20 protein-coding genes are annotated in these 21,872 nt (G+C 70.8%); 8 read left to right on the top strand and 12 right to left on the bottom strand.

All coding sequences use genetic code 11. The features are described from left to right. A complete protein-coding gene (locus ACIHFB_RS33000) occupies nt 1-2,586 on the bottom strand; it encodes a bifunctional FO biosynthesis protein CofGH (protein ID WP_400128870.1) in 2,586 nt (861 codons plus the stop codon). Nucleotides 2,587-2,675: 89 nt separating this feature from the next. Beyond that, nucleotides 2,676-3,521, bottom strand: coding sequence for an LLM class F420-dependent oxidoreductase (locus ACIHFB_RS32995; RefSeq protein ID WP_365276039.1), 846 nt, complete (start codon nt 3,519-3,521; stop codon nt 2,676-2,678). Nucleotides 3,522-3,654: 133 nt separating this feature from the next. Between ACIHFB_RS32995 and ACIHFB_RS32990 the strand changes: the two genes are divergently transcribed. Together ACIHFB_RS32990 and ACIHFB_RS32985 are read left to right on the top strand one after the other, a co-directional pair. Further along, nucleotides 3,655-5,166, top strand: a complete 1,512-nt coding sequence (locus ACIHFB_RS32990) for a CehA/McbA family metallohydrolase (protein WP_400128869.1) — start codon at nt 3,655-3,657, stop codon at nt 5,164-5,166. Nucleotides 5,167-5,304: 138 nt separating this feature from the next. Further along, the gene (locus tag ACIHFB_RS32985; protein WP_400128868.1) at nt 5,305-6,735 is read left to right on the top strand and encodes a CapA family protein; all 1,431 of its coding nucleotides are present in this window, start codon (nt 5,305-5,307) and stop codon (nt 6,733-6,735) included. A 4-nt stretch (nt 6,736-6,739) separates the two neighbouring features. Here the strand turns inward: ACIHFB_RS32985 and ACIHFB_RS32980 are convergent, their stop codons facing one another. Both ACIHFB_RS32980 and ACIHFB_RS32975 read right to left on the bottom strand, forming a co-directional pair. Continuing rightward, nucleotides 6,740-7,030 carry an antibiotic biosynthesis monooxygenase family protein gene (locus ACIHFB_RS32980; RefSeq protein ID WP_400128867.1) on the bottom strand — a complete coding sequence of 97 codons (291 nt, stop codon included), beginning with the start codon at nt 7,028-7,030 and terminating at the stop codon, nt 6,740-6,742. Beyond that, nucleotides 7,030-7,941: a sulfurtransferase gene (locus ACIHFB_RS32975; RefSeq protein ID WP_365276027.1), complete on the bottom strand. Its 912-nt coding sequence runs from the start codon at nt 7,939-7,941 to the stop codon at nt 7,030-7,032. Before ACIHFB_RS32975 ends, ACIHFB_RS32980 begins: the two co-directional genes overlap by 1 nt. 137 nt (nt 7,942-8,078) lie before the next feature. Here ACIHFB_RS32975 and ACIHFB_RS32970 point away from each other — a divergent pair, with 137 nt between their 5' ends. Both ACIHFB_RS32970 and ACIHFB_RS32965 read left to right on the top strand, forming a co-directional pair. Continuing rightward, entirely contained in the window at nt 8,079-8,684 is a 606-nt protein-coding gene (locus ACIHFB_RS32970; RefSeq protein ID WP_365276024.1) for a TetR/AcrR family transcriptional regulator, read from the top strand. 91 nt (nt 8,685-8,775) lie between these two features. Continuing rightward, nucleotides 8,776-9,510: a hypothetical protein gene (locus ACIHFB_RS32965; protein WP_400128866.1), complete on the top strand. Its 735-nt coding sequence runs from the start codon at nt 8,776-8,778 to the stop codon at nt 9,508-9,510. On the opposite strand, the gene ACIHFB_RS32960 is transcribed toward ACIHFB_RS32965, so the two are convergent. After that, nucleotides 9,507-10,505 carry a hypothetical protein gene (locus ACIHFB_RS32960; protein ID WP_400128865.1) on the bottom strand — a complete coding sequence of 333 codons (999 nt, stop codon included), beginning with the start codon at nt 10,503-10,505 and terminating at the stop codon, nt 9,507-9,509. The genes ACIHFB_RS32965 and ACIHFB_RS32960 overlap by 4 nt on opposite strands. Before the next feature lie 60 nt (nt 10,506-10,565). Next, a complete protein-coding gene (locus tag ACIHFB_RS32955; protein WP_400128864.1) occupies nt 10,566-11,384 on the bottom strand; it encodes an endonuclease/exonuclease/phosphatase family protein in 819 nt (272 codons plus the stop codon). A gap of 90 nt (nt 11,385-11,474) precedes the next feature. Here ACIHFB_RS32955 and ACIHFB_RS32950 point away from each other — a divergent pair, with 90 nt between their 5' ends. Further along, entirely contained in the window at nt 11,475-11,867 is a 393-nt protein-coding gene (locus ACIHFB_RS32950) for a nitroreductase/quinone reductase family protein (protein WP_400128863.1), read from the top strand. Nucleotides 11,868-11,897: 30 nt separating this feature from the next. Here ACIHFB_RS32950 and ACIHFB_RS32945 read toward each other — a convergent pair whose 3' ends face one another. The 4 genes from ACIHFB_RS32945 to ACIHFB_RS32930 all read right to left on the bottom strand — a co-directional run bounded on the left by ACIHFB_RS32945 (nt 11,898) and on the right by ACIHFB_RS32930 (nt 17,181). After that, a complete protein-coding gene (locus tag ACIHFB_RS32945; protein WP_400128862.1) occupies nt 11,898-13,349 on the bottom strand; it encodes an aldehyde dehydrogenase family protein in 1,452 nt (483 codons plus the stop codon). Further along, on the bottom strand, nt 13,346-15,076 hold the full coding sequence (locus ACIHFB_RS32940; RefSeq protein WP_400128861.1) for an amidohydrolase family protein: 1,731 nt from the start codon (nt 15,074-15,076) through the stop codon (nt 13,346-13,348). The genes ACIHFB_RS32945 and ACIHFB_RS32940 overlap by 4 nt, the downstream gene beginning before the upstream one ends. Nucleotides 15,077-15,186: 110 nt before the next feature. Further along, entirely contained in the window at nt 15,187-16,305 is a 1,119-nt protein-coding gene (locus ACIHFB_RS32935; RefSeq protein WP_400128860.1) for an LLM class flavin-dependent oxidoreductase, read from the bottom strand. 99 nt (nt 16,306-16,404) lie between these two features. After that, a complete protein-coding gene (locus tag ACIHFB_RS32930) occupies nt 16,405-17,181 on the bottom strand; it encodes a glucose 1-dehydrogenase (RefSeq protein ID WP_365276001.1) in 777 nt (258 codons plus the stop codon). Nucleotides 17,182-17,341: 160 nt separating this feature from the next. Here ACIHFB_RS32930 and ACIHFB_RS32925 point away from each other — a divergent pair, with 160 nt between their 5' ends. Beyond that, nucleotides 17,342-18,076, top strand: coding sequence for a hypothetical protein (locus ACIHFB_RS32925; protein WP_365275998.1), 735 nt, complete (start codon nt 17,342-17,344; stop codon nt 18,074-18,076). A gap of 81 nt (nt 18,077-18,157) precedes the next feature. Next, nucleotides 18,158-18,949 carry a hypothetical protein gene (locus tag ACIHFB_RS32920; RefSeq protein WP_400128859.1) on the top strand — a complete coding sequence of 264 codons (792 nt, stop codon included), beginning with the start codon at nt 18,158-18,160 and terminating at the stop codon, nt 18,947-18,949. A 6-nt stretch (nt 18,950-18,955) separates the two neighbouring features. On the opposite strand, the gene ACIHFB_RS32915 is transcribed toward ACIHFB_RS32920, so the two are convergent. Further along, on the bottom strand, nt 18,956-19,618 hold the full coding sequence (locus tag ACIHFB_RS32915) for a response regulator transcription factor (RefSeq protein WP_400128858.1): 663 nt from the start codon (nt 19,616-19,618) through the stop codon (nt 18,956-18,958). 105 nt (nt 19,619-19,723) lie between these two features. Continuing rightward, a complete protein-coding gene (locus tag ACIHFB_RS32910; RefSeq protein ID WP_400128966.1) occupies nt 19,724-20,641 on the bottom strand; it encodes an LLM class F420-dependent oxidoreductase in 918 nt (305 codons plus the stop codon). 293 nt (nt 20,642-20,934) lie between these two features. Between ACIHFB_RS32910 and ACIHFB_RS32905 the strand changes: the two genes are divergently transcribed. Further along, nucleotides 20,935-21,813: a hypothetical protein gene (locus tag ACIHFB_RS32905; protein WP_400128857.1), complete on the top strand. Its 879-nt coding sequence runs from the start codon at nt 20,935-20,937 to the stop codon at nt 21,811-21,813. Nucleotides 21,814-21,872 lie beyond the last annotated feature (59 nt).

Raw genomic sequence — 21,872 nt, 5'->3', positions numbered from 1 at the left:
TTACTCCAGCACCGGCAACAGCTCCGGCAGATGCCCGTCCGACGCCTGAGCCGCCCGCTGCCGCTCCTCCGGCACCTCGCCGTACAGCGTCGTGCGCGGCTTCGCCGGCCGGCCGGCCGCCTCGGCCACGGCCACCAGATCGCGTACCGACTTGTACGAGCCGTACGACGACCCCGCCATCCGCGAGATCGTCTCCTCCATCAGCGTGCCGCCGAGGTCGTTCGCGCCCGAGCGGAGCATCTCGGCCGCGCCCTCCGTCCCGAGCTTCACCCAGCTCGTCTGGATGTTGGGGATGTGCGGGTGCAGCAGCAGCCGTGCCATGGCCGTCACCGCACGGTTGTCCCGCATCGACGGACCCGGCCTGGCGATGCCCGCGAGGTACACCGGCGCGTTCGTGTGGATGAAGGGGAGCGTGACGAACTCCGTGAAGCCGCCGGTGCGTTCCTGGATCCCGGCCAGCGTCCTCAGGTGCCCCAGCCAGTGCCTCGGCTGATCCACATGGCCGTACATCATCGTCGACGAGGACCGGATGCCGACCTCGTGCGCCGTCGAGATCACCTCGATCCAGGTCGCCGTCGGCAGCTTGCCCTTCGTCAGGACCCAGCGGACCTCGTCGTCGAGGATCTCCGCCGCCGTGCCGGGGACGGAGTCGAGGCCCGCCTCCTTCGCCGCGGTCAGCCACTCGCGGATCGAAAGCCCGGTCCGGGTCGCGCCGTTCACCACCTCCATCGGGGAGAAGGCGTGCACGTGCATGCCGGGGACGCGGGCCTTCACCGCCTTGGCGATGTCGAAGTACGCCGTGCCGGGGAGGTCGGGGTGGATGCCGCCCTGCATGCACACCTCCACCGCCCCGACGTCCCACGCCTGTTGGGCACGGTCGGCCACCTGGTCCAGGGAGAGCGTGTACGCGTCCGCGTCCGTGCGGCGCTGGGCGAAGGCGCAGAAACGGCAGCCCGTGTAGCAGACGTTGGTGAAGTTGATGTTCCGGGTGACGATGTAGGTGACGTCGTCGCCGACCACCGACTTGCGTACGTCGTCGGCCACCGAGCACAGCGCGTCCAGCGCCGGACCGTCCGCGTGCAGCAGCGCCAGCGCCTCCTCGTCGGTCAGCTTCGTCGGATCGTCCGCCGCGGTCGCCAGGGCGGCGCGTACGTCCGTGTCGATCCGGGACGGCACCATGCCCGGCGCCGCCGCCTCGCGCAGGGCGCCCCAGTCGCCGTACACCTCGTCGAAGTCGTCACGCCGGTCGGACGTACGGCCCTCGGTGTCGATGGACGTGTGCAGATCCGTACGGCCGGAGGGGACGAACACCTCCTCCGGCTCCTGCCAGGGGTGACCCTCGACCACCGCGTCCTCGCGCGCCAGTCCGGTCTCCGGGTCGGCCAGCGCACGGACGTGCGGCAGCAGCCGCGGGTCCAGCCAGGGCTCGCCGCGCTGCACGAACTCCGGGTAGACACACAGCCGTTCACGCAGTTCGAAGCCCACTGCGGCCGACTTCGACGCGAGCTCCTCGATCTGCGGCCACGGGCGTTCCGGGTTGACGTGGTCGATCGTCAGGGGCGACACCCCGCCCCAGTCGTCGATCCCGGCGCCGATCAGCCGCTCGTACTCGGAGTCGACGAGGTTCGGCGGGGCCTGGAGGCAGGCGCTCGGGCCCATGATGTGCCGGGCCACCGCCACCGTCGCGACCAGCTCGTCCAGCTCCGCGTCCGGCATGCCGCGCATCGCGGTGTCCGGCTTGGCACGGAAGTTCTGGATGATCAGTTCCTGGATGCCGTGGTAGGACCGGGAGACGCGGCGCAGCGCGAACAGCGACTCGGCGCGCTCCTCGTACGTCTCCCCGATCCCGATCAGGAGCCCGGAGGTGAAGGGGACCGAGGACCGTCCGGCGTCCTCCAGCACCCGCAGCCGTACGGCGGGCTCCTTGTCGGGCGATCCGTAGTGCGGACCGCCCGGCTCGGACCACAGCCGCACCGCCGTCGTCTCCAGCATCATGCCCATGCTCGGCGCCACCGGCTTCAGCCGCTGGAAGTCGGTCCACGACATGACCCCCGGATTGAGATGGGGCAGCAGGCCCGTCTCCTCCAGGATCCGGATGGAGATGGCGCGGACGTACGCGATGGTGTCGTCGTAGCCGTGCGCGTCGAGCCATTCGCGGGCCTCGGGCCACCGGTCCTCGGGCTTGTCGCCGAGGGTGATGAGGGCTTCCTTGCAGCCGAGGGCCGCACCCTTGCGGGCGATGTCCAGGACCTCGTCCGGCGACATGAACATCCCGTGTCCGGCCCGGCGCAGCTTGCCGGGGACGGTCACGAACGTGCAGTAGTGGCACTTGTCCCGGCACAGCCGGGTGAGGGGGATGAAGACGCTCTTCGAGTACGTGATGACCCCGGGGCGGCCGGCCGCGTCGAGGCCCGCGTCCCGCACCCGGGCGGCGGACGCGGTGAGGTCGTCGAGGGCCTCGCCGCGGGCCTGGAGGAGCACCGCCGCCTCGTCGACGTCGAGGGCGACGCCGTCCCGGGCGCGTTTGAGGGCGCGACGCATGGAGTTCTCGGTGGGGCCGGTTCCGGAGCTCGCGGTGGTCGTCATCCTTCGAGCATACGGAGGGGCTCCACCGGTTCAGCGAGGTCGGGGGGCCTTGGAGGCCGCGGTGCGCTGCCTGTCGGCCACGAGGTCGGCTACAAGTACGCCGCGTACTCGTCCAGCACCCGCAGCACCTCCGCCTCCCCCGCCGGCGGCAACTGCACCACGGTCTCCTCGATGCCCAGGTCGGCGTAGTGCGCCAGCTTCCCCGGGTTGGGGTAGACGGCGTACGGCACGACCTGGAGCGCCGCCGGGTCACGGCCCGCGTCCGCCCAGGCGGACCGCAGCACCGGCATCGTCTCCGACAGGCCCCGCCCGCCGATCGGCATCCATCCGTCGGCGTACTCGCAGATGTGCGTGAACAGCTTCGGACCGGCCGCGCCGCCGACCAGTGTGCGCGGACCGACGACCGGGCCGCGCGGCTTCTGCGCGGGCTTGGGGTATGCGGAACTCGGCCGCACGCTCCCGAACTCGCCCTCGTACGCGGTCGGTTCCTCCGTCCACAGCGCCCGCATCAGCGCCATCCGGTCCCGGACCAGCTCGCGACGCGTCCGCCACTGCACCCCGTGGTCGGCGGCCTCCTCCACGTTCCAGCCGAAGCCGAGGCCCAGCGTGAACCGGCCGCCCGACAGATGGTCGAGCGTGGCGATCTGCTTCGCCAGGTCGATCGGGTCGTGCTGGGCGACGAGGGTGATGCCGGTGCCGAGGCCCAGGCGGTCGGTCACGGCGGCGGCCTGGCCGAGCGCGACGAACGGGTCGAGCGTACGGCCGTACTCGGGCGGCAGGTCACCGCCCGCGGGGTACGGGGTCGCCCGCTCGACGGGGATGTGCGTGTGCTCGGGCAGATACAGCCCGGCGAAGCCCCGCTGCTCCAGCTCGCGGGCGAGCCGGGTCGGGGTGATCGTCTCGTCGGTGAGGAAGATCGTGGCGGAGAGGCGCATGGCCCATCTGTACCGTGGCAGACCTCGGATGTCCATACCGACCAGTCGGCATCCTCGCCGATCCCCGCACCGGACGCCTGTGGATCCCCTTTCCTTGTACGGCAGTTCACGTCAGAGGGCCAGAGTTGTGCACATGTGCGAGGACGACCACGGCATCGGCAGACGCGCGCTCTTCGTGACGGGAGCGGCCACGGCGCTTACGTTGGACAGCGTGAGCTTCGCCTCGGCCGAGGGCGGCCGGACCCAGGAGACGAGGACGGTACGCGGCACGCTGCCGACCGGATCGCCCGACTTCGTGTACCTGCCGCTCGAAGTCCCGTCCGGCGTACGGGAGATCAAGGTCGCGTACACCTACGACAGGCCCGCCGTCCCGGCCGGCACTCAGGGCAACGCCCTCGACATCGGCATCTTCGACGAACGCGGCACCGAGCTGGGCGGCCGCGGCTTCCGGGGCTGGTCGGGCGGGGCCCGCACGGAGTTCTTCCTCCGCGCGGACGACGCCACGCCCGGATACATCCCCGGGCCGGTCCGCCCCGGCACCTGGCACATCGCGCTCGGCCCGTACACGGTGGCGCCGCAGGGACTGCCGTACGAGATCACGATCACGCTGGCCTACGGCGAACCGGGCGCCGTCGTCGAGCCGACATACCCGCCCTCGCGCGCGAAGGGACGGGGCCGCGCCTGGTACCGGGGCGACTGCCATCTGCACTCCTGGTACTCCGACGGCCGCCGCACCCCCGCCGAGATCGCGGCGCTCGCGCGGGCCGCGGGGCTGGACTTCATCAACACCTCGGAGCACAACACGCATTCGGCACACGCCCATTGGGCCGAGGAGGCCGGGGACGGCCTGCTGATCATGCTCGGCGAGGAGGTCACGACGAGGAACGGCCACGTGGTCGCGCTCGGCACGGACCCCGGCACCTTCGTGGACTGGCGCTACCGCGCCCGCGACAACCGTTTCGGCCGGTTCGCCCGTCAGATCCGTCGCGCCGGAGGACTCGTCGTCCCGGCCCACCCGCACGCCACCTGCATCGGCTGCAACTGGAAGTTCGGGTTCGGCGAGGCGGACGCGGTCGAGGTGTGGAACGGCCCGTGGACGCCCGACGACGAGGTCGCGCTGGCGGACTGGGACGGCATGCTGGTGGCGTCCGTGCGGTCCGAGGGCCGGGACTGGATCCCGGCCATGGGCAACAGCGACGCCCATCGGGACCCGGACGTCGTGGGCCTCCCCCAGACGGTCGTGCTGGCCGACGACCTGAGCCGCGAGGCGATCCAGGCGGGCATCCGGTCCGGCCGCTCGTACGTCGCCGAGTCCCAGCACGTCTCACTGGCCTTCACCGCGTCCGGCGGGCGCGGCGAACACGCGGGCATCGGTGAGCGGCTGGAGGTCGGCCGCGACACCCCGGTGACCGTCCGCGTGGACGTCACCGGCGCCCCGCGCTGCACGGTCCGCCTCGTCACCGACCAGGGCGTGCTGTTCACGAGCGCGCCGCTGCCGGTGTCGGGGGCGGGGAGCGTGGAGTGGCGGACGACGCCGTCCTACGCGGCGTACGTCCGTGTGGAGCTGCGGCACGAGACGGCGATCGGGCCGTTGCCGGGGGCGTTGGCGGCGTTCAGCAATCCGATCTTCCTCGGGCACCGCTGAGCTGCCGAGACCAGGTCATCCAGCGACCGTCCGATAGGCGGGAACCGCAGCGCGGCCCGGTATGTCCGATTCCAATTCTTCCTGTGTGACACGAGCCGCCCCCTTCACGGGCCGTCGCGGGTACCGAAGAATCGCGGTATGTCCTCCAGAGACCCGGCCCGGGCCCCGTCCCGGCGGGAGGCCCTGGCCCTGACGGCCGCGGCGACCGTGTCGGCCGGGTGCGCTTCCCGTCCGTCACCGAGCCCGAGCCCTGGTCCCAGTGGCACGACTCCTGCGCCGACCCGGCCGGGCGCGCGTCTTCCGCTGGCTCTCGCCGTCCATCCCACCCGGGCGCCCGGACTGACCGCCGGCCGGGGGCTGCTGGCGGATGTACGGGACGGCGGACCGGTGACCTGGGAGCAACTGGGCGGTACGGGCGGTCGCGCACGGGTCGTACGCGGGGCCTCGGGGTCCGACCGGGACGCGGTCCTGGCCGTACGGGACGACCCGGACGCCATCGCCGTCGTACGGGCCGACGCACTGGACCCGGGGGTGGCCGCGCTGCCGGTCGACGGCCGGGACCCGGTGACGGAGCCGGGCGGCTATCCGGTGACCGTCGCTTCGGACGAGGGACCGGGCACGGTCGTCACCACCCTGTGGGCCGGCGACATCATGCTCGGCAGGCGGGTGGGGGAAGGGATCGCGCGGGCCCGTGATCCGGCGCTCCCCTTCTCGCGGACCGGGCGGCGGCTGGCGGCGGCCGATCTGACCGTCGGGAACCTGGAGTGCACCCTGTCCCGCGCCGGGCCGCCCACCCAGGGCGGCGACTCCTTCGCCGCCGACCCTGCCGTGCTCGGGGCGCTGCGCGGGGCCGGCTTCGACGTCCTCACGCTGGCCAACAACCACCTCGGCGACTTCGGCCCACAGGCGCTGCGCCGGACCGTCCGGGCGGTGCGCGAGGCGGGTTTCGCGGTGACCGGAGCGGGCGAGAACCTGGCGGCGGCGCGGGAACCGGCGGTCGTACGGGCGCGGGGCGTGCGCTTCGGGATCCTCGCCTTCAACGCGATCGGCGAGACACCGGCGGCGGGACGGACGACGCCGGGGGCGGTGCGGCTCCGGATGCCACCGCGGACGGGTCCGCTGAACGCGTCCGACCTGGCGGCGCTGGAGGCGTCGGTGCGTGAGGTGCGGGGCCGGGTGGACGTGGTCGTCGTCTGCCCGCACTGGGGGCAGCAGTACACGCACCGCCCTGTGAGCGAACAGCACACGGTCGCCCGGCGGCTCGTCGACGCGGGCGCGGACGCGGTGATCGCCTCGCATCCGCACTGGGTCCAGGGCATGGAGCTCTACCGGGACCGGCTCGTCGCGCACTCCCTCGGCAACTTCGTCTTCGACATGGACTTCTCGCGCCAGGTACGGCAGGGCGTGGTGCTGGAGCTGGTGTTCTGGGGAGCGCGGGCGATGGCGGCGAGGCTGCTGCCGGTGCGGATCGGGGACGACCACGTGCCGTATTTCCTGGGGGCCGGGAGCGGCGAGGCGCGCGAGATCCTCGCGGATGTGTGGCGGGCGAGCGGGGAGCCGTTCGCGTAGGGCGTCACTGCGGCGCGTAGTGGCGGGTTTCCAGGAGGGAGCGGTCCAGCAGCCCGGCGATCGTGCCGATCCACTGTGCGAACAGCGGGCTCTCCCTGAAGTCCTCGGTGTGCGCCTCCAGGGACGTCCAGTCGACCTCCACGACGTACCGGCTCTCGTCCTCGACACAGCGGCCGACGCGCACCTCCAGGCACCCGGGGTGCTGCCGGATGAAGCCGATTCCCTCGGAGATCGCCTTTCCGAGCTCGTCGGCCCTGCCGGGCAGGGCGGTGATCAGTGCCAGTTCAGTGACCATCAGCGGCTCGTCTCCACGGGGAGGTCCTCGCGGGCGCTCCACTCGTTCCACGAGCCGTCGTAGTTCGCGGCGTTCTCCGTCGCGTAGCCGGCCCGGGCGAGGCCGAACAGCACGGCCGGCGCGGCGACCCCGCCGTTGCAGTAGGCGACCACCGGCTCGTCGGGCTGCAACCGCGCGTCCGCGAAGATGCGGCGCAGTTCCTCGCGCGGGCGCCAGGTGCCGGTGGTGGTGTCCACGAGATCGTCGCGTGGCACGTTGACCGCGCCGGGGATGTGCCCCGGCCGGTTGCCCTCGCGGGCGGTGGTGCCGTCGTACTGGCCGGCGTCGCGCGCGTCGACCAGGGTCGCGCCGCCGTCGCGCAGCACCGCGAGGACGTCGTCGACGGAGGCCCCCAGCCGGGGCCGGGGCCGGGGGGTGAACTCGGCGGGGCGGGGCGTGACGGGGGTGTCGTCCACCGGACGGCCCTCCCGCTCCCACTTCGGCAGACCGCCGTCGAGCAGCACGACCTGGTCGTGTCCGTAGTAGCGCAGCGCCCACCAGAGGCGCGCGGCGAACGTGGCCGCCGGATGGGTGTCGTACGCGACCACGAGGTCCCCGTCGCCGATTCCCGCGTCCCGCATGGCGGCGGCGAACCGCTCGGCGGAGGCCAGCTGCACCGGCACCGGGTCGTCGGGGTCCACGATGTCGCTCGTCCAGTCGATGAAGACGGCGCCGGGGATGTGGCCCTTGTCGTAGGCGTCCCGCGAGCCCTCGTAGCCCAGGCCGGCGGAGGGGGCGGCAGGCGCTGTCCCCTCCGCGGACGGGGGCTCGGGCAGGGGCGGAACGGAGCCGCGGATGTCCACGACGCGGACACCGGGGCGGTCCAGGTGGGCCTGGAGCCAGTCCGTGCTGACGAGGAAGCCGTCGTTCATGGTCGTCGCCCCTGCCTCTCGTTCCGAGCGGTTCGTGATCTCTGCGCCCGTGCCGCGCAGACTGTACTGCTTGGTACATTTACTGTCGAGTGTACTCCTTGGTACATTTACTGCAAGGGACAGGATCGGAGGGCCGGATGGGCAAGGCACTTCCCGCCACCGAGAAGGGGCGCCGGACGCGCACGGCCATCACCGCCGCGGCCGCCCGGCTCATGCACCAGCGGGGCATCGCGGCGACATCGCTGGACGACGTGCTCGCCGAGTCCGGCGCGGGAAAGTCGCAGCTGTACCACTACTTCGACGGCAAGGACGACCTGGCCGCCGCGATGCTCCACCACCAGTACGAGAGGGTGCTCGCCAACCAGCCGTCGCTGACCGACCCGGCCGCCGTGGACCTGTTCCGCTGGCGGGACGACGTACTCGCCGCGCATGCCCGGTCCGGCTACGCGAACTGCCCGCTGGGCGCCTTCGCCGGCCAGGTGGACGGCGATCCCGCGCTGCGCGCCGTCCTCGCGGAGCTCTTCGAGGGCTGGCGGGCGGCGCTCGCCGGGCTCGTCGGCCGGGCGCGCACCGCGAACCTCGTCGCCCCGGACACCGACCCCGACGACGCGGGACTCGCGCTGCTCACCGCCCTCCAGGGCGGCACGCTGTACACGCACGTCCAGGGCGGCGGAGACGGACTGTCCCGGGCCCTCGACCGCGCGCTCGCCGAGATGGAGGCGAGACGCCCTTCTGCCCCATGAATTTATTGGGCTTTGTTTGACCAATAGCGCCGTCCGTCGAGCACCCATGCGCAAGTACGCTGGAATCACGATTTATATCGAGGAGGGGACTATGAGTTTTATCGAGGAGATGCGCGCCGCCTTCACACGCGGTGAGACGGACGTGGTCGAGCAAATGAGTCGTGCCGAGCTTTCACGTGCACGCGAAAGCAAGGACCCGGCGGGTGAGATCGATGCCCTCTACGGGCTTGCCGCCGTGGCGATGCGGGCACACGACGCGGCGACGACGCGGCAGTTGGGCGAGGAGGCCCTCGCGGTGGCGCTGCGCTCCGGCGACCGGAGCCTCGAAGAAGCGCCGAGGCACATGCTGGCGGGAGCGGCGCGGATGGCGGGCGACGTCGCGGCGGCACGCGCCCTGTACGAGGAGAGCATCGCTCTCAACGAGTCCCTCGGGAACAAGGCCAGGGCAGTGCGCGAGCAGCACAATCTCGGCTGGATGGAACTACAGGCGAACAATGCCGACCGGGCTCGCGAACTTTTCGCGGCGGTCCGGCTTTACGTGCTGCAAAACGAATACCGGGAGTTCGTCCCGTACGCGCTATTGAGCGCCGCGGCGATAGCCGTTTCCGACGGCTCGTACCGGCAGGCCGCCCGACTTCTTGCGGTGGTTTCGACGGCACTGGGCGAGAACGACCAGATTCTCGACCCCGATGACGCCATCGAGGACGCGTCACTTCGGGAGCGGCTGGTGGCGGAACTGGGACGTGAGACCTTCGACAGCGAGTACGGCAGCGGATCCGGGCTGCTTCCCCTCGAAGCGCTTTCCGCGCTTCCGGTGGGTCGCTAGGTGTCGCTGTCGAAGGCGATGTGCAGATGATCCCGATGCACGCGATCGGAGAAGAATCCCCCGCCTCCGAGCAGCCGTGGCCCGCCGATGTTGTACGCGCCCGCGCGTGCCGCGGCCCGCATGAAGCGGTCGACGAGTGAGTCCGGGGTCTCCGGATCGATCACCGCCCGCCCGTTGACCGCCCACACGTCGAAGGCGCGCATCCGGGTGTGATCGCTGAGGCGGCTCGTGCCGAAGACGTTCCGCGGATGCCCGGTGTGCACGACGCTCACGTCGATCTCGTACGTCTCCGCGAGCGTGAGCAGCGCCCGCAACGGCTTGGGCCGTAGCTGCCCGGCCCGTACGTCGGCGTCGGCGGCGGGCGGGAGACGGATGCGGTCGTGCCCGACGACCCGCTCGATCAGCGCGCCCGGCCGGGCGAGCGCCGGCGCGGGGCGGGACGGGTTCAGCTCACCGACCTGCCAGCCGCCCGGCCGCCGGTCCAGCCGTACGTCGACGGTGACGCCGCCCGCCTCGACTCCTCCGTCCGCCCCACGCCCCCACTGCCGCAGGGCGACGAGAACGCTGGCCCGGGTCGCGAGCAACCCGCCGTACTGCGCGGCGATGACACGGGTGGTGGCTTCGGAACCGGCGGCGAGGAGGGGGCCGGCCTGGGCGACGAGGCCGGGGGCGGACGCCGAGGGCACGCCCTGCGCCTGCGCCCGCTCTCCGGCAGGCCCGGTTCCCTCCTGCCCGGCCGGCCAGGTACCGAGGGCTTCGAGCAGCCGTACGGCGGACCGCTTGGCCTGCGGTTCGACTTCGGTGCGGGCGAAGGGCCACGGGGAGGCGGAGGGGAGCGGGATTTCACTCGGCGTCGGAGACACCGAGGTCGGCTTGGGTGGAGGCGTGCCCGAGGGACCGGGCTCCTCGTGGGCCTCCTCAGAGGTGCAGCCGACGAGCCCGAGCCCGGCAGCGGCGGCGACTCGCAGCAGGGTCCGCCTTGCTGGTTCGGTCACCTCATCAGGGTGACGGGACGGGTGGAGGGGCTGTCAAGGAGGGCGCCGGACCGCCGTACGTCACCCGCCGTCGAGGTCCGCCACGACCGCCGCGTGGTCGGAGGGCCACACCCCGTCCACGGGACCGTCGCCCGCGCGCCGCACACCGCGCACATGGCCGAGTCCGCCGGGACCGGGAGGCCCCACGTGGATGTAGTCGATGCGGGAGCTGGGGCACAGAGCGACGGCGGCGTACGGGTTCGCCGAGTCCCAGGTGAACGCGGGAGCGGTCGGGTCGGCGTACTCCCAGGCGTCGTAGAAGACCTGGCCGGGGACGGCGGGGGCGGTCCGGTGGCCGCCGAAGAGGCGGATCTCGTCGGAGTCGGGCCAGGCGTTGAAGTCGCCGGTGACGACGGGCGGGAAGGGGGTGCCGCCGCGACGCTCCGCCACGAACTCGGCCAGCGCCCTGACCTGACGGCAGCGGACGGCCGACGCGTGCGGGGCGGAGGTGAGGTGGGTGGTGAAGAAGGGGATGTCGTAGTCAGGTGTGGCCAGGCGGGCGTGCAGGGCCACACGGCCGTCGGCCACGTCCGCGGGCGCCGGAAGCGGCAGCACCGCATGGTCCGCGACCGGCCACCGGCTGAGGACGGCGTCCCCGATCCCGACCGTCGCGTCCCCGACCTTGCGCTGCCAGCGTTCAGGCGCGGGCGAGGGACCCCACGCCCAGTGCATACCGAGCTCCGCGGCCAGCCACTCGGCGAGGTTCTCCCGGCCCGCCGACCAGACCTCCTGCAACCCGACGACATCGGGGCGCAGTTCACGCAGCACGCCGAGAATCGCTTTCTGCCGCGCCTCCCAAGGCCCGAACCGCCACCACAGATTCCAGGTCACGACGCGCACGGCCCCATCACCGCCCCTCTGCCCTGCCGCTCTCTCCTGAGAGCAATGATGGAGTCCTGTCACCGACCCGACACAGGAGATCCGGAAACAATGCTCCGTCACTCCGAACGCAAGTACCGGGCCGTCACGGCCGTCCAACGCCACCTCAACCGCCTGACGCGCAGCCTGCCGACCCACACCCTCCTGGAAACCACGGGCCGGACGTCCGGCCTCCCTCGCCGCACCCCCATCGGCGGCAGCCGCGTCGGGGACTCCTTCTGGCTGGTGTCGGAGTTCGGGGAGCGGTCGCAGTACATCCGCAACATCAAGGCGAATCCGAGGGTGCGGGTCCGGATCCGGGGGCGCTGGCACGACGGCACCGCCCATCTCCTGCCGGACGACGACGCGGTGGCCCGGCTGCGGAGTCTGCCCCGGATGAACAGTGCGGCGGTACGGATGGTGGGGGCGGCGTTGCTCACGGTGCGGGTGGACCTGGACGGCTGACGCTCAGCCCCGCCCGCCGAGCGAGCGCGCTCACCCCGGCCACACGATCGCCTGCACCTCGCTGTACGCATGCAGGGCGTACGAGCCGACGTCGCGGCCGACACCGCTCTTCTTGAACCCCCCGAACGGCGCCTCCATGTTCCGTCCGACGGTGTTCACGCCCACCCCGCCTGCCCTCAGCTGCCGGGCCACCCGGAAGGCCCGGGCCACGTCCCCGGACCACACGTAGTCGATGAGGCCGTAGTCGCTGTCGTTGGCCAGGGCTATGCCCTCTTCCTCCTCCTCGAAGGGGATGACGCAGACCACCGGGCCGAAGATCTCCTCCCGGGTCACGCGCATCGGGGAGGTGCAGTCGGCCAGGAGGGTCGGGGAGACGTAGAAGCCCCGGTCCTGGGGCGGGCGTTCGCCGCCGGTCAGTACCGTCGCGCCCTCCTTCCGGCCCAGCTCGACGTAGGACTCCACCCGCTCCCGGTGTTCCGCCGAGATCACCGGACCGACCACGGTCCCCGGCTCCCTCGGGTCCCCCACCTTCAACCGGCCCGCATACACCGCCAGTTGCTCGACCAGCCGGTCGTACACCCCGCGCTGCGCCAGCACCCGTGTCGGTGCCGTGCAGATCTGGCCGCTGTAGAAGGAGAAGGTGGTGCCGATCCCCGCCACCGCCGAGCCGAGGTCCGCGTCGTCGAAGACGACCGCCGCGCCCTTCCCGCCCAGCTCCATCAACTGGCGTTTCATGTCCCGCCCGCACACCTCGGCGATGCGCTGGCCCACGGCGGTGGAGCCGGTGAAGCTGACCATGTCGACGTCGGGGGACGAGACCGCGGCCTCGCCGACGTCCGCCGACCGGCCGCAGACCACGTTCAGCACGCCCGCCGGAACTCCCGCCGTCTCCAGCGCCTCCGCCATCCGGAACACCGACAGCGGGTCCTGCGGGGCCGGTTTCACGACGACCGTGTTGCCCATGGCCAGCGCGGGGGCGATCTTTCCGGCCGGGTTGGCCCAGGGGTTGTTGTACGAGGTGATGCAGGTGACGACACCGACGGGCTGGCGTACGGCAAGGGCTCCCATCACACCCGCCCGCCCCATCGGGCCCGCCTCGATGACCTGCGGCGGGATCGCCCACTCGGCCGGCTCGACCTTCGCGTACCGCCGGAAACGGGCCGCGCCCACGCCGACCTGCATGCCGTACGCCGTCCCGGTCGTCGCGCCGGTCTCCGCCTGGGCGAGCCGGGCGTACGGCTCCAGGTGGCCGCGGATGATGTCCGCGGCCCGGCCGAGCACCGCCGCCCGCTCCTCCGGCGTCGTACGCGACCACGGACCGAAGGCCTCGCGGGCCGCGGCGGCCGCCGCGTGCACCTGATCCCGCGAGGCCTCCGGGGCCCGTCCGACGGTCTCCTCCGTGGCCGGGTCGATCACCTCGTAGTGACCGCCGTCCGGCTCGACCCACCGGCCGCCGATGAACAGCCTCTGCCCGTCGGTCACTTGGTGCTCACAGTCCTCGTGTCCTGTCCGGACCGCAGCACCTTGCCCGGCACCGCCCCCGTCACCACGTCGTCGCGGATCGCCTCGACGCCGTTGACCCAGACGGCCCGGATGCCGAGCGCCTTGGAGTCCAGCCGCGGACTGTCACCCGGCAGGTCGTGCACCAGGGTGGCCTTGCCGGCGTCGATCCGTTCCGGGTCGAAGAGGACCAGGTCCGCATGGAAGCCCTCCGCCACCCGGCCCCGCTCCCGCAGCCCGAACAGCCGCGCCGGGTCGTCGGTCAGCATCTTCACCGCCTGCTCCAGCCCGGCCAGCTTCCGGCCGCGCAGACAGTCCCCGAGGAAACGGGTCGTGTACGGCGCTCCGCACATGCGGTCCAGATGCGCCCCCGCGTCCGACCCGCCGAGCATCACGTCCTCGTGCTGCCAGGCCTCCGCGCGCATCGCCCAGGACGCCGGGTCGTTGTCGGTCGGCATCGGCCACAGGACCGTACGCAGGTCGTCGGCCGCGCAGATCTCCACCAGGCACTGGAAGGGTTCCTGGCCGCGTTCCGCCGCGATGTCCTCCACGACCCGCCCGCTCAGACCGCGGTTCGCCTCGCTGTACGTGTCGCCGATGACGTACCGCCCGAAGTTCGTCAGCCGCCGGAAGACGCCCGCCTCCTTGCTGGTCGCCCGCTGGAGCAACTCCGCCCGGACGTCGGGATCCCGGAGCCGCGCGATCCGCTCCGCCACCGGCAGCCCGAGAACCGGCCCCCACCCGGGGATGAGGTTCAGCGCGCAGAAAGTACCCAGCGACATGTTCATCGGCGTGAGGATCGGCATGGTGAGGGCCACCACCCGCCCGCCCGCCTTCCGCGCCCGCTCACTCGCCATGAGCTGCCTCGGCACCCGCTCCGGGACCGCGGAGTCGATGGTCAGGACGTTCCAGTTCAACGGCCGTCCCGCCGCCGCGCTCATCTCCACGAACAGATCGATCTCCGCGTCGCTGAACTGATCGAGACACCCCGCGACGATCGCCTCGATCTGCGTGCCCTCGTGCTCACCGACCGCCTGGGACAGCGCCAGCAGCTCGGCCGGTCGCGCATGGCGGGAGGCGACGGGCTGCCCGTCCCCGTCGGAGTGCGTGGACGACTGAGTCGTCGAGAAACCCCAGGCCCCGGCATCCATCGCCGCATGGAAAAGCCGGAGCATGGCAGCGAGTTGCTCCTCCGTAGGCTGCCCGCCCACGGCATCCGCCCCCATCACATACCGCCGCAGCGCACAATGCCCCACCATGAAGCCCGCGTTGACAGCGATACGCCCTTCCAGGGCATCCAGATACTCCCCGAATCCACTCCAACTCCACGGCGCCCCCTCCTCCAGCGCCACCAGCGACATCCCCTCGACCTTGGACATCATGCGCCGCGTGTAGTCGGCGTCGTCCGGCCGCTCGGGGTTGAGCGGAGCGAGCGTGAACCCACAGTTCCCGGCAACGACCGTGGTCACCCCGTGGTTCAGGGACGGGGTGGCATACGGGTCCCAGAACAGCTGGGCGTCGTAGTGGGTGTGGGGGTCGACGAAGCCTGGGGCGAGGACGAGACCAGTGGCGTCCTCGGACGTCCGGGACTCCTCGGTGATGACGCCGATGACGGCGACACGGCCGTCGCGTATCCCCACGTCGGCGGTGAAGGCGGGCGCGCCGGTCCCATCGACGACGGTCGCGCCCGTGATGACGTGATCGAGCACAGGGCTCACCTCCTGAGCTGCGGTATGCGTGCCTACCTAGGGGCGCGGGGAACTGCGCGACAGGCCACGACGAGCCCGCAGTCGCCGGACGACCCGCAACCCCACGGCGATCAGGCGCTCTGCCGAAACCGGGACGTCCGATGAACAGGATCCGTATCGATCTTCGGAATCACGTGCTCCCCGATCAGCCGAATCGTCTGAAGCGTCTTCTCCTTCGGCATCCCGACCGGCAACCCGAACGACAACTGATCCGCCCCCGCCTGCTCCCACCGCTTGCACTGCGTGAGCACCTCGTCCGGATCGCCGCAGATGAGCAGCTCCTCCTCGATGAGGACCTCGACGAACTCCGCGGTGTACTCGGGCAGCGTCTCCGGCCACACCGGAAACCCCTCGGGCCGAGGAAACGTGTCGTGGTACCGGAACACCAGAGACGGCAGATAGTGCAGCCCACCGTGCAGGGCGATCTCGATCGCCTCGGCGTGCGTAGGCGCACAGATCGCCGTCGTCGTCACCATCACGTTGTCGTTCACGAACTCCCCGACGGGTTCCGCGTTCACGATCGCCGTCTTGTACTGCTCCAGCACCCACTCCATGTCGGAGACCTTCTGGATGCTGAACCCGAGCACGCCGAGCCCCTTGCGCGCCGCCATGGCGTACGACGGGGGCGACCCGGCGGCGTACCACATCGCGGGGTGCGACTTCCCGTACGGCTTCGGCAGGACCTTCCGCGGCGGCAGCTGCCAGTGCTTGCCCTGGAAGCCGACGTACTCGTCCTGGAGCCACATCTTGGGGAACTCGGCGATGGTCTCTTCCCAGATCTCCTTGGTGTAGTTCATGTCGGTGATGCCGGGAAGGAAGCCGAGGATCTCGTGCGAACCGGCCCCTCGCCCGCTCCCGAACTCGAAGCGGTTGCCGGTGAGATGGTCGAGCATGGCGACCTTCTCGGCGACCTTCACGGGGTGGTTGACCTGGGCGAGCGGGTTGAAGATCCCCGACCCCAGATGGATCCGGTCCGTCGCGTGCGCCAGGTACCCGAGGAACACGTCGTTGGCGGAGAGGTGGGAGTACTCCTCCAGGAAGTGGTGCTCGGAGGCCCAGGCGTACTTGAAGCCGGACTTGTCGGCCTGGATGACGTACTCGGTCTCCTCCATCAGCGCCTTGTGCTCGGCCAGCGGGTCCGTCTCGGCGCGCTTGCCCACATATCCCTGTACAAAGAGCCCGAATTCCAAGGAGGTTCACCGTCCCCAGTTCGTTTCTGACGTTCCGTCAGATTCACTTGCCGCCGACTGTGGCACCGCTCTCGTACACCGTCAATAGCTGACTGCACGTCAGATGACGCTCACGCCCGCCAGCCACCCCCCGTCGATGACGAACGGCTGCCCGGTGATGTACGAGGAGTCCTCGCCCGTCAGGAACAGCGCGAGCCGCGCCACCTCCTCCGGCCGCCCGATCCGGCCCAGCGGCACGAGCTTGCGGTAGAGCTCGTCGAGGGCCTGGCTCATCCGCTCGGCATCGGCCGCCGGGTCGAGCTGGGCCGGGTTGGACATGGCGGTGTCGATGGCGCCGGGGCACATGGCGTTGACGCGTATGCCCTGCGGGGCCAGCTCCAGGGCGGCGACGCGGGTGAGGCCGAGGATGGCGTGCTTGGTCGCCGCGTACGTCCCCACCGCGGCCATCCCGGTCACCCCGGTGTACGAGGCCGTGTTGACGATCGTGCCCCCGCCGGCCGACGCGATGGCGGGCCCGACGGTCTTGATGCCGAGGAAGCAGCCGACCTGGTTCACCCGGACGACCTGCATGAACTCATCGAGAGGCGTGTCCACCAGGGAGTTGAAGCGCAGGATGCCGGCGTTGTTGACCAGGCCGTCGACATGGCCGTACGCGCTCTTCGCCGCGGCGACCGCGGAGTGCCAGTCGGCTTCCTCGCCCACGTCGAGATGGACGTACGCCGCTCCGATCTCCTCGGCGAGGGACTCGCCCCGGTCGTCGAGGACGTCGGCGACGACGACCGCGGCGCCCTCCGCTCTGAAGAGACGGGCCTCCTGCTCCCCCTGGCCGCGGGCGGCCCCGGTGACGAGAACGACGCGTCCGTCCAGCTTGCCCATGCGGGCCTCCTCGCGATCGGTGGATGCGGGTCATCGTACCGCCGGACCTGACGCAGCGTCAGATATGGAGGGGAGGCTTGCACAAGCGCACATCAAGTGACCGCGGAGTAGGGACATTTGACTCTGGCCATACCTTCGCTTGACTCCAACAATTCCAGGTATGGCAAAGCGGAGAATGCGCAACAGGAAAGTCAGGTACGTGGCGATCGGTGCGGCACTCGCGACCGGCGGCGCCATCGTCAGTCTCCTTCCCTCGGCCAACGCGGCCGACGAGAAGACGCCGGACGAGATCATGACCATGTGCGAAAGGTCCGCCGTGATCAACGGCGAACAACGATCCGTGGAGGATTTCGGCGGCGCCTTCGCGGACGGATTCCAGGCCGACAACTGCGAATACGTCGAGACGAACTTCGAGACCTTCGACGGCCCCACCCAGAAGTCGTCCATCGATTTCCCGAACTGCGAGCCGAACGCCACCGATCCGGCGACGGTCTCCATCACCTGGTCGGCGACGGTCGGGCAGGGAGAGGGAAAGTACACCTCCACCCAACAGGGCGGCGGCGGTGGCCTCTTCGGATTCCTGAGCGGGTCCTGGGTCAAGCACAAGGGCACCCTGGACATGACCCTGGATTCGGCGACGGCGAGCGACACGGAACAGCGGGAGGTACCGGTCGGCAAGGTGCTCCACATGGAGTTCACGCCGAAGTTGCAGCGCATGACCGGAGAATGGCGGGTGCGGATCGACGCCCGCGAGCAGACCACCGTCCTGCCGGCCAGCCCCGAGGAGAACTTCGCGGCTCCGGACGTCGTCGAGGGACCCGTCATCCTGCCGGGCGCCGCGGGCGCTCCCGGGATCGCCGACGGCACCTCCAAGGCGGTCCTGGAGGACTGCTGAGCCCCGCGCCGGTCCTCAGGAACCGAACGGAAACCGGACGAATCCACAGCTCAACATCCGTACACCCCACAGGAGACAGCCATGACCCGGACCGGCCGCACGAGAAGCCACCGGAGCAAGAAGAAGCGCATCACCCTGGCCCTGGCCCCCGTGGCGGCGCTCGCGGTGATCGTCCCGCTGATGAACCAGGCGGGCGCCGCGACCCCCTCGGAGGTGACCGCCGACTGCGCCGCGGACTCCGACAAACTGGAGAACTGCGAGTTCGTCGACGTCCAGGCCAAGGCGGACAGTCTCGGACCCAACGAGCGCGTCTCCGCGGTGACCGACAACTGCGGTTCGACGGGCACCGCGTCGAAGTCCTTCAGCGTGAGCGCGAGCGTCACCAGGGTCATTGAGCTGGAGGACGGATTCAGCGCCTCGGCGGAATCGAAACTGGGAAACTCGTTCTTCGAGATCGGCGCGAAGTTCAGCACCACGTCGTACACCATCACGCGTGACACCACGGCGACCGGCCTGGAATTCACCCGGACGGACACCGTGCAGGCGGACAGCATCGCGTTCTTCATGTGGTCCCACAAGCGCACCGACGTGAGCGGATTCCTCAAGGCCACGTACAAGGAGCCGCAGGACGGCCAGACGGTGTTCTTCTCCCCTGGCGAGGGCGCCGCGACCGTGCACGTCTTCTATCCGCAGATCCTGCTGAACGGAACGCCCGACGGACGGTTGTGGCTGCGGAATGTGAAATGCGGCACTCCCGAGGCCAACGGAATCCTGAACTCGGGTAACAGCCTCAGGGCGGAACCCGGATTCGGCGAGGGCGGTGGCAACGTCACCGACGTGGAAATCCCGGCGTCGGAGATTCCGGCACCCTGACCGTTCTCAGGTGCGAAGCACGGGCGTGGCTCCCAGCCACCGCAGGACCGCGTCCGTGCCGCCCCGGGCGTCCAGCTTGGCGTAGATGTTGCTGAGGTTGTTGCGGACGGTCTTCTCGCTCAGCCGGAGCCGCTGCCCGATCTGCGCCGCGCCCAGACCCGTCGACAGCAGCTCCATGATCTGTTGCTCGCGCGGCGAGAGCAGGGCCCGCAGCCGCTCCATCGCGTCGTCGGTCGCCGCCATCCGCCGGGCTCCTTCCCGCAGGGCGACGGACGCGGACGGTGAGAGGTAGGTGTGGCCGACGGAGACCGCCATGGCCGCCGAGGACAGCATGCGGTCACCGTCTCCGCCGCAGTAGTCGCCCTCGACGAGATAGCCCGCCCCGACCCGGAACACCTCGACCACCGTTTCGGTGTCCGTGCGCGGGCTGACGACGATCATCGGAACGTTCCGGTCGCCGAGGGCCTTCAGCAGCCCCGGAAGGGACGCCGCCGGATCGTCGCAGCGCAGCACGACGACGTCCGGCGCCGTCTCCCGCAGCCCGCGGTAGGGCGGGGAGACGCGCAGCACCCCGCTCACGTACGGATCGTCCGGGGCCGGCCAGTCCTCCCGCGGCCAGGTGTCGTCCGAAGAGGACAGGGCGACCAGGAGTCGTTGGAGGGAACGCACTTCAGGGGTCCTTCCGCCGGAGCCATGACGTCCGTACGTCCGTACATACGCGACCCGGAGCGGAGAAGTTCAAAAGTTCAAGTTCCAAGGTTCAAGTTCTGGGGTTCAGGTCAGCGACGGCCCCACCTCGGCGCCGAACGCCGCGATCTGGTCGGTGAGTTCGCTCCGGCCCCGACTTCGGAACCGCACCTGGATCTGGTCCACGCCCATCGCGCGGTACGCCCGCAGGGACTCGGCGAGGGCATCGGGCGGGCCGCTGATCGTCCGGCGCCCGACGTCCCAGGTGGGCTCACCGACGTACAGCGGCTCGGTGATGGCGCCGAAGACGAACGGCCCCTCGACGGCGGCCTTTTCGCGCATCTCCCTGATCCGGGCGATCTGCGCGGGCAGCCGCTCCCGTGAGTCACCCTGCGGCAGCCAGCCGTCCCCCTTCAGCGCGGCCCGGCGCACGGCGGCGGGCGAGGAGCCGCCGACCCAGAGGGGGACCCGGTCCTGTACCGGACGGGGAAGCTGTCCGAGTCCTTCGAAGTCGTACAACTTGCCGTGGTGGACGGGGAATTCGTCCGGGCCGAGAGCGGACCTCAGGGCGTCGATCGACTCGTCGAGTACGGCGCCCCGGTGCCGGAAGTCCGCGCCCACCGCCTCGAACTCCTCCTCCACGTGCCCCGCGCCGACCCCGAGGATCAGCCGGCCGCCGGAGAGGTGGTCGAGGGTCGCGTACTGCTTGGCGGTGATGAGCGGGTGCCGCAGTCCGACGACGGCCACGTGGCTGAGCAGCCGGACGTGTTCGGTGACGCCCGCGAGGAAGGAGAGGGTGGCGACGGGGTCGTACCAGACCGTGCTCATCGCGGGCGCGAGACGGCGCGGGATGGCCACGTGGTCGCAGCTCGCGATGTAGGCGAAGCCGGCGCGGTCGGCGGCACGGGCGATCTCGACGAGGTCGCCGGCCCCGGCGGCCGCCTCCCAGCCCTCGGCGTAGATGGTGCTCTGGGACTGGACCGGGAGCTGCATCCCGATGGCCATCCGTCCGTCCGGCGGGACTTGGGTGGACACATGCCCTCCTAAATATCTGACGTCCCGTCATATCGGAACCGTCGGAGCCATCGTCTTGCCTGACGCTCCGTCAGACAAGGGTGGGGGACGGTGATCGTCCGGTGACGAATGTCCGCTTCTCCGACCGATTGACCTGAGGTCGTCGCGTTCATGTCTCAGGCACGTCACCGGGTGAGGGCGGTCCGACCAGGGCTCGTACTGGCTGGTGGCGGCTCGGGAAGTCCGGGTCGCCGCCTGACGACCGAGACAACGGGGAGACCGAAATGATCCGCAACCGCATCGCCGCGATCGCCGCCGCCGCAGCCGCCGCGTCCCTGCTGCTGACCGCCTGCAACGGCACCGGCGCGAGCGACGCCGCCGCGTCCGCGGGCTCCGCGCTCCAGAGCCTGAACTTCAACAGCGGCACGGCGAAGCAGAACGACGCCGCCCCGAAGACCGGCGACTGGGCCAACAGCCCCGGTAAGCCCGCGGCGGCGCCGGCCGCCAAGAAGTGGGTGCAGCTGAGCGCGGCCCGGGCGGGCGACCTGAACCCGGTCGTCGTCAACGGCGCCGGCTTCACCCTCTACCGCTTCGACAACGACACCGCCGACCCGTCCAAGTCGAACTGCAACGGCGACTGCGCCACCACCTGGCCGCCCGTCGTCGTCGCCCCCGGCGGCAAGATCTTCATCGACGGCGTGGACAAGTCCGCCGTCGGCGTCGTCAAGCGCGACGACGGCAACCTCCAGGTGACCGTCGGCGGCTGGCCGGTCTACCGCTTCAGCAAGGACCTCAAGCCCGGCGACACCAACGGACAGGGTGTGGGCGGGACTTGGTTCGGCGTGACGCCGGACGGGCAGAAGGCGGGGGCCGCCGCCGAGGAGGAGGCCGGTGCCGGTGCCGAAGCGGGCGGCGGTTCCCCCGCCACCAGCGTCACCCTCTCCGACGAGCCGAACTTCGGCGACCCCTCCGAGGGCGTGGCCGGCTCCGGCTGCCAGAACGTCGCCCGCGACGACTCCGCCTCCTCCCTCCAGGCGTCCGGCACGCTGAAGATCTGGTCGGAGAAGGACTGCAAGGGCGAGTCCAAGGTCGTCGAGGGCAACATCGCCGACCTGGCGGCCATCGGTTTCGACAACACGATCTCGTCGGTGTTCCTCGGCTGACAAGGACGGCCCGCACGGCCTCCGACAAAGAGGCCGTGAAGTCAAATGGCCTTTCGGTG

The sequence above is a fragment of the Streptomyces sp. NPDC051963 genome (genome assembly GCF_044593495.1).
Classification (GTDB): domain Bacteria; phylum Actinomycetota; class Actinomycetes; order Streptomycetales; family Streptomycetaceae; genus Streptomyces.
Note: the sequence above shows the minus strand (reverse complement) of the source record. Positions and strands in the feature narration are given on the sequence as shown.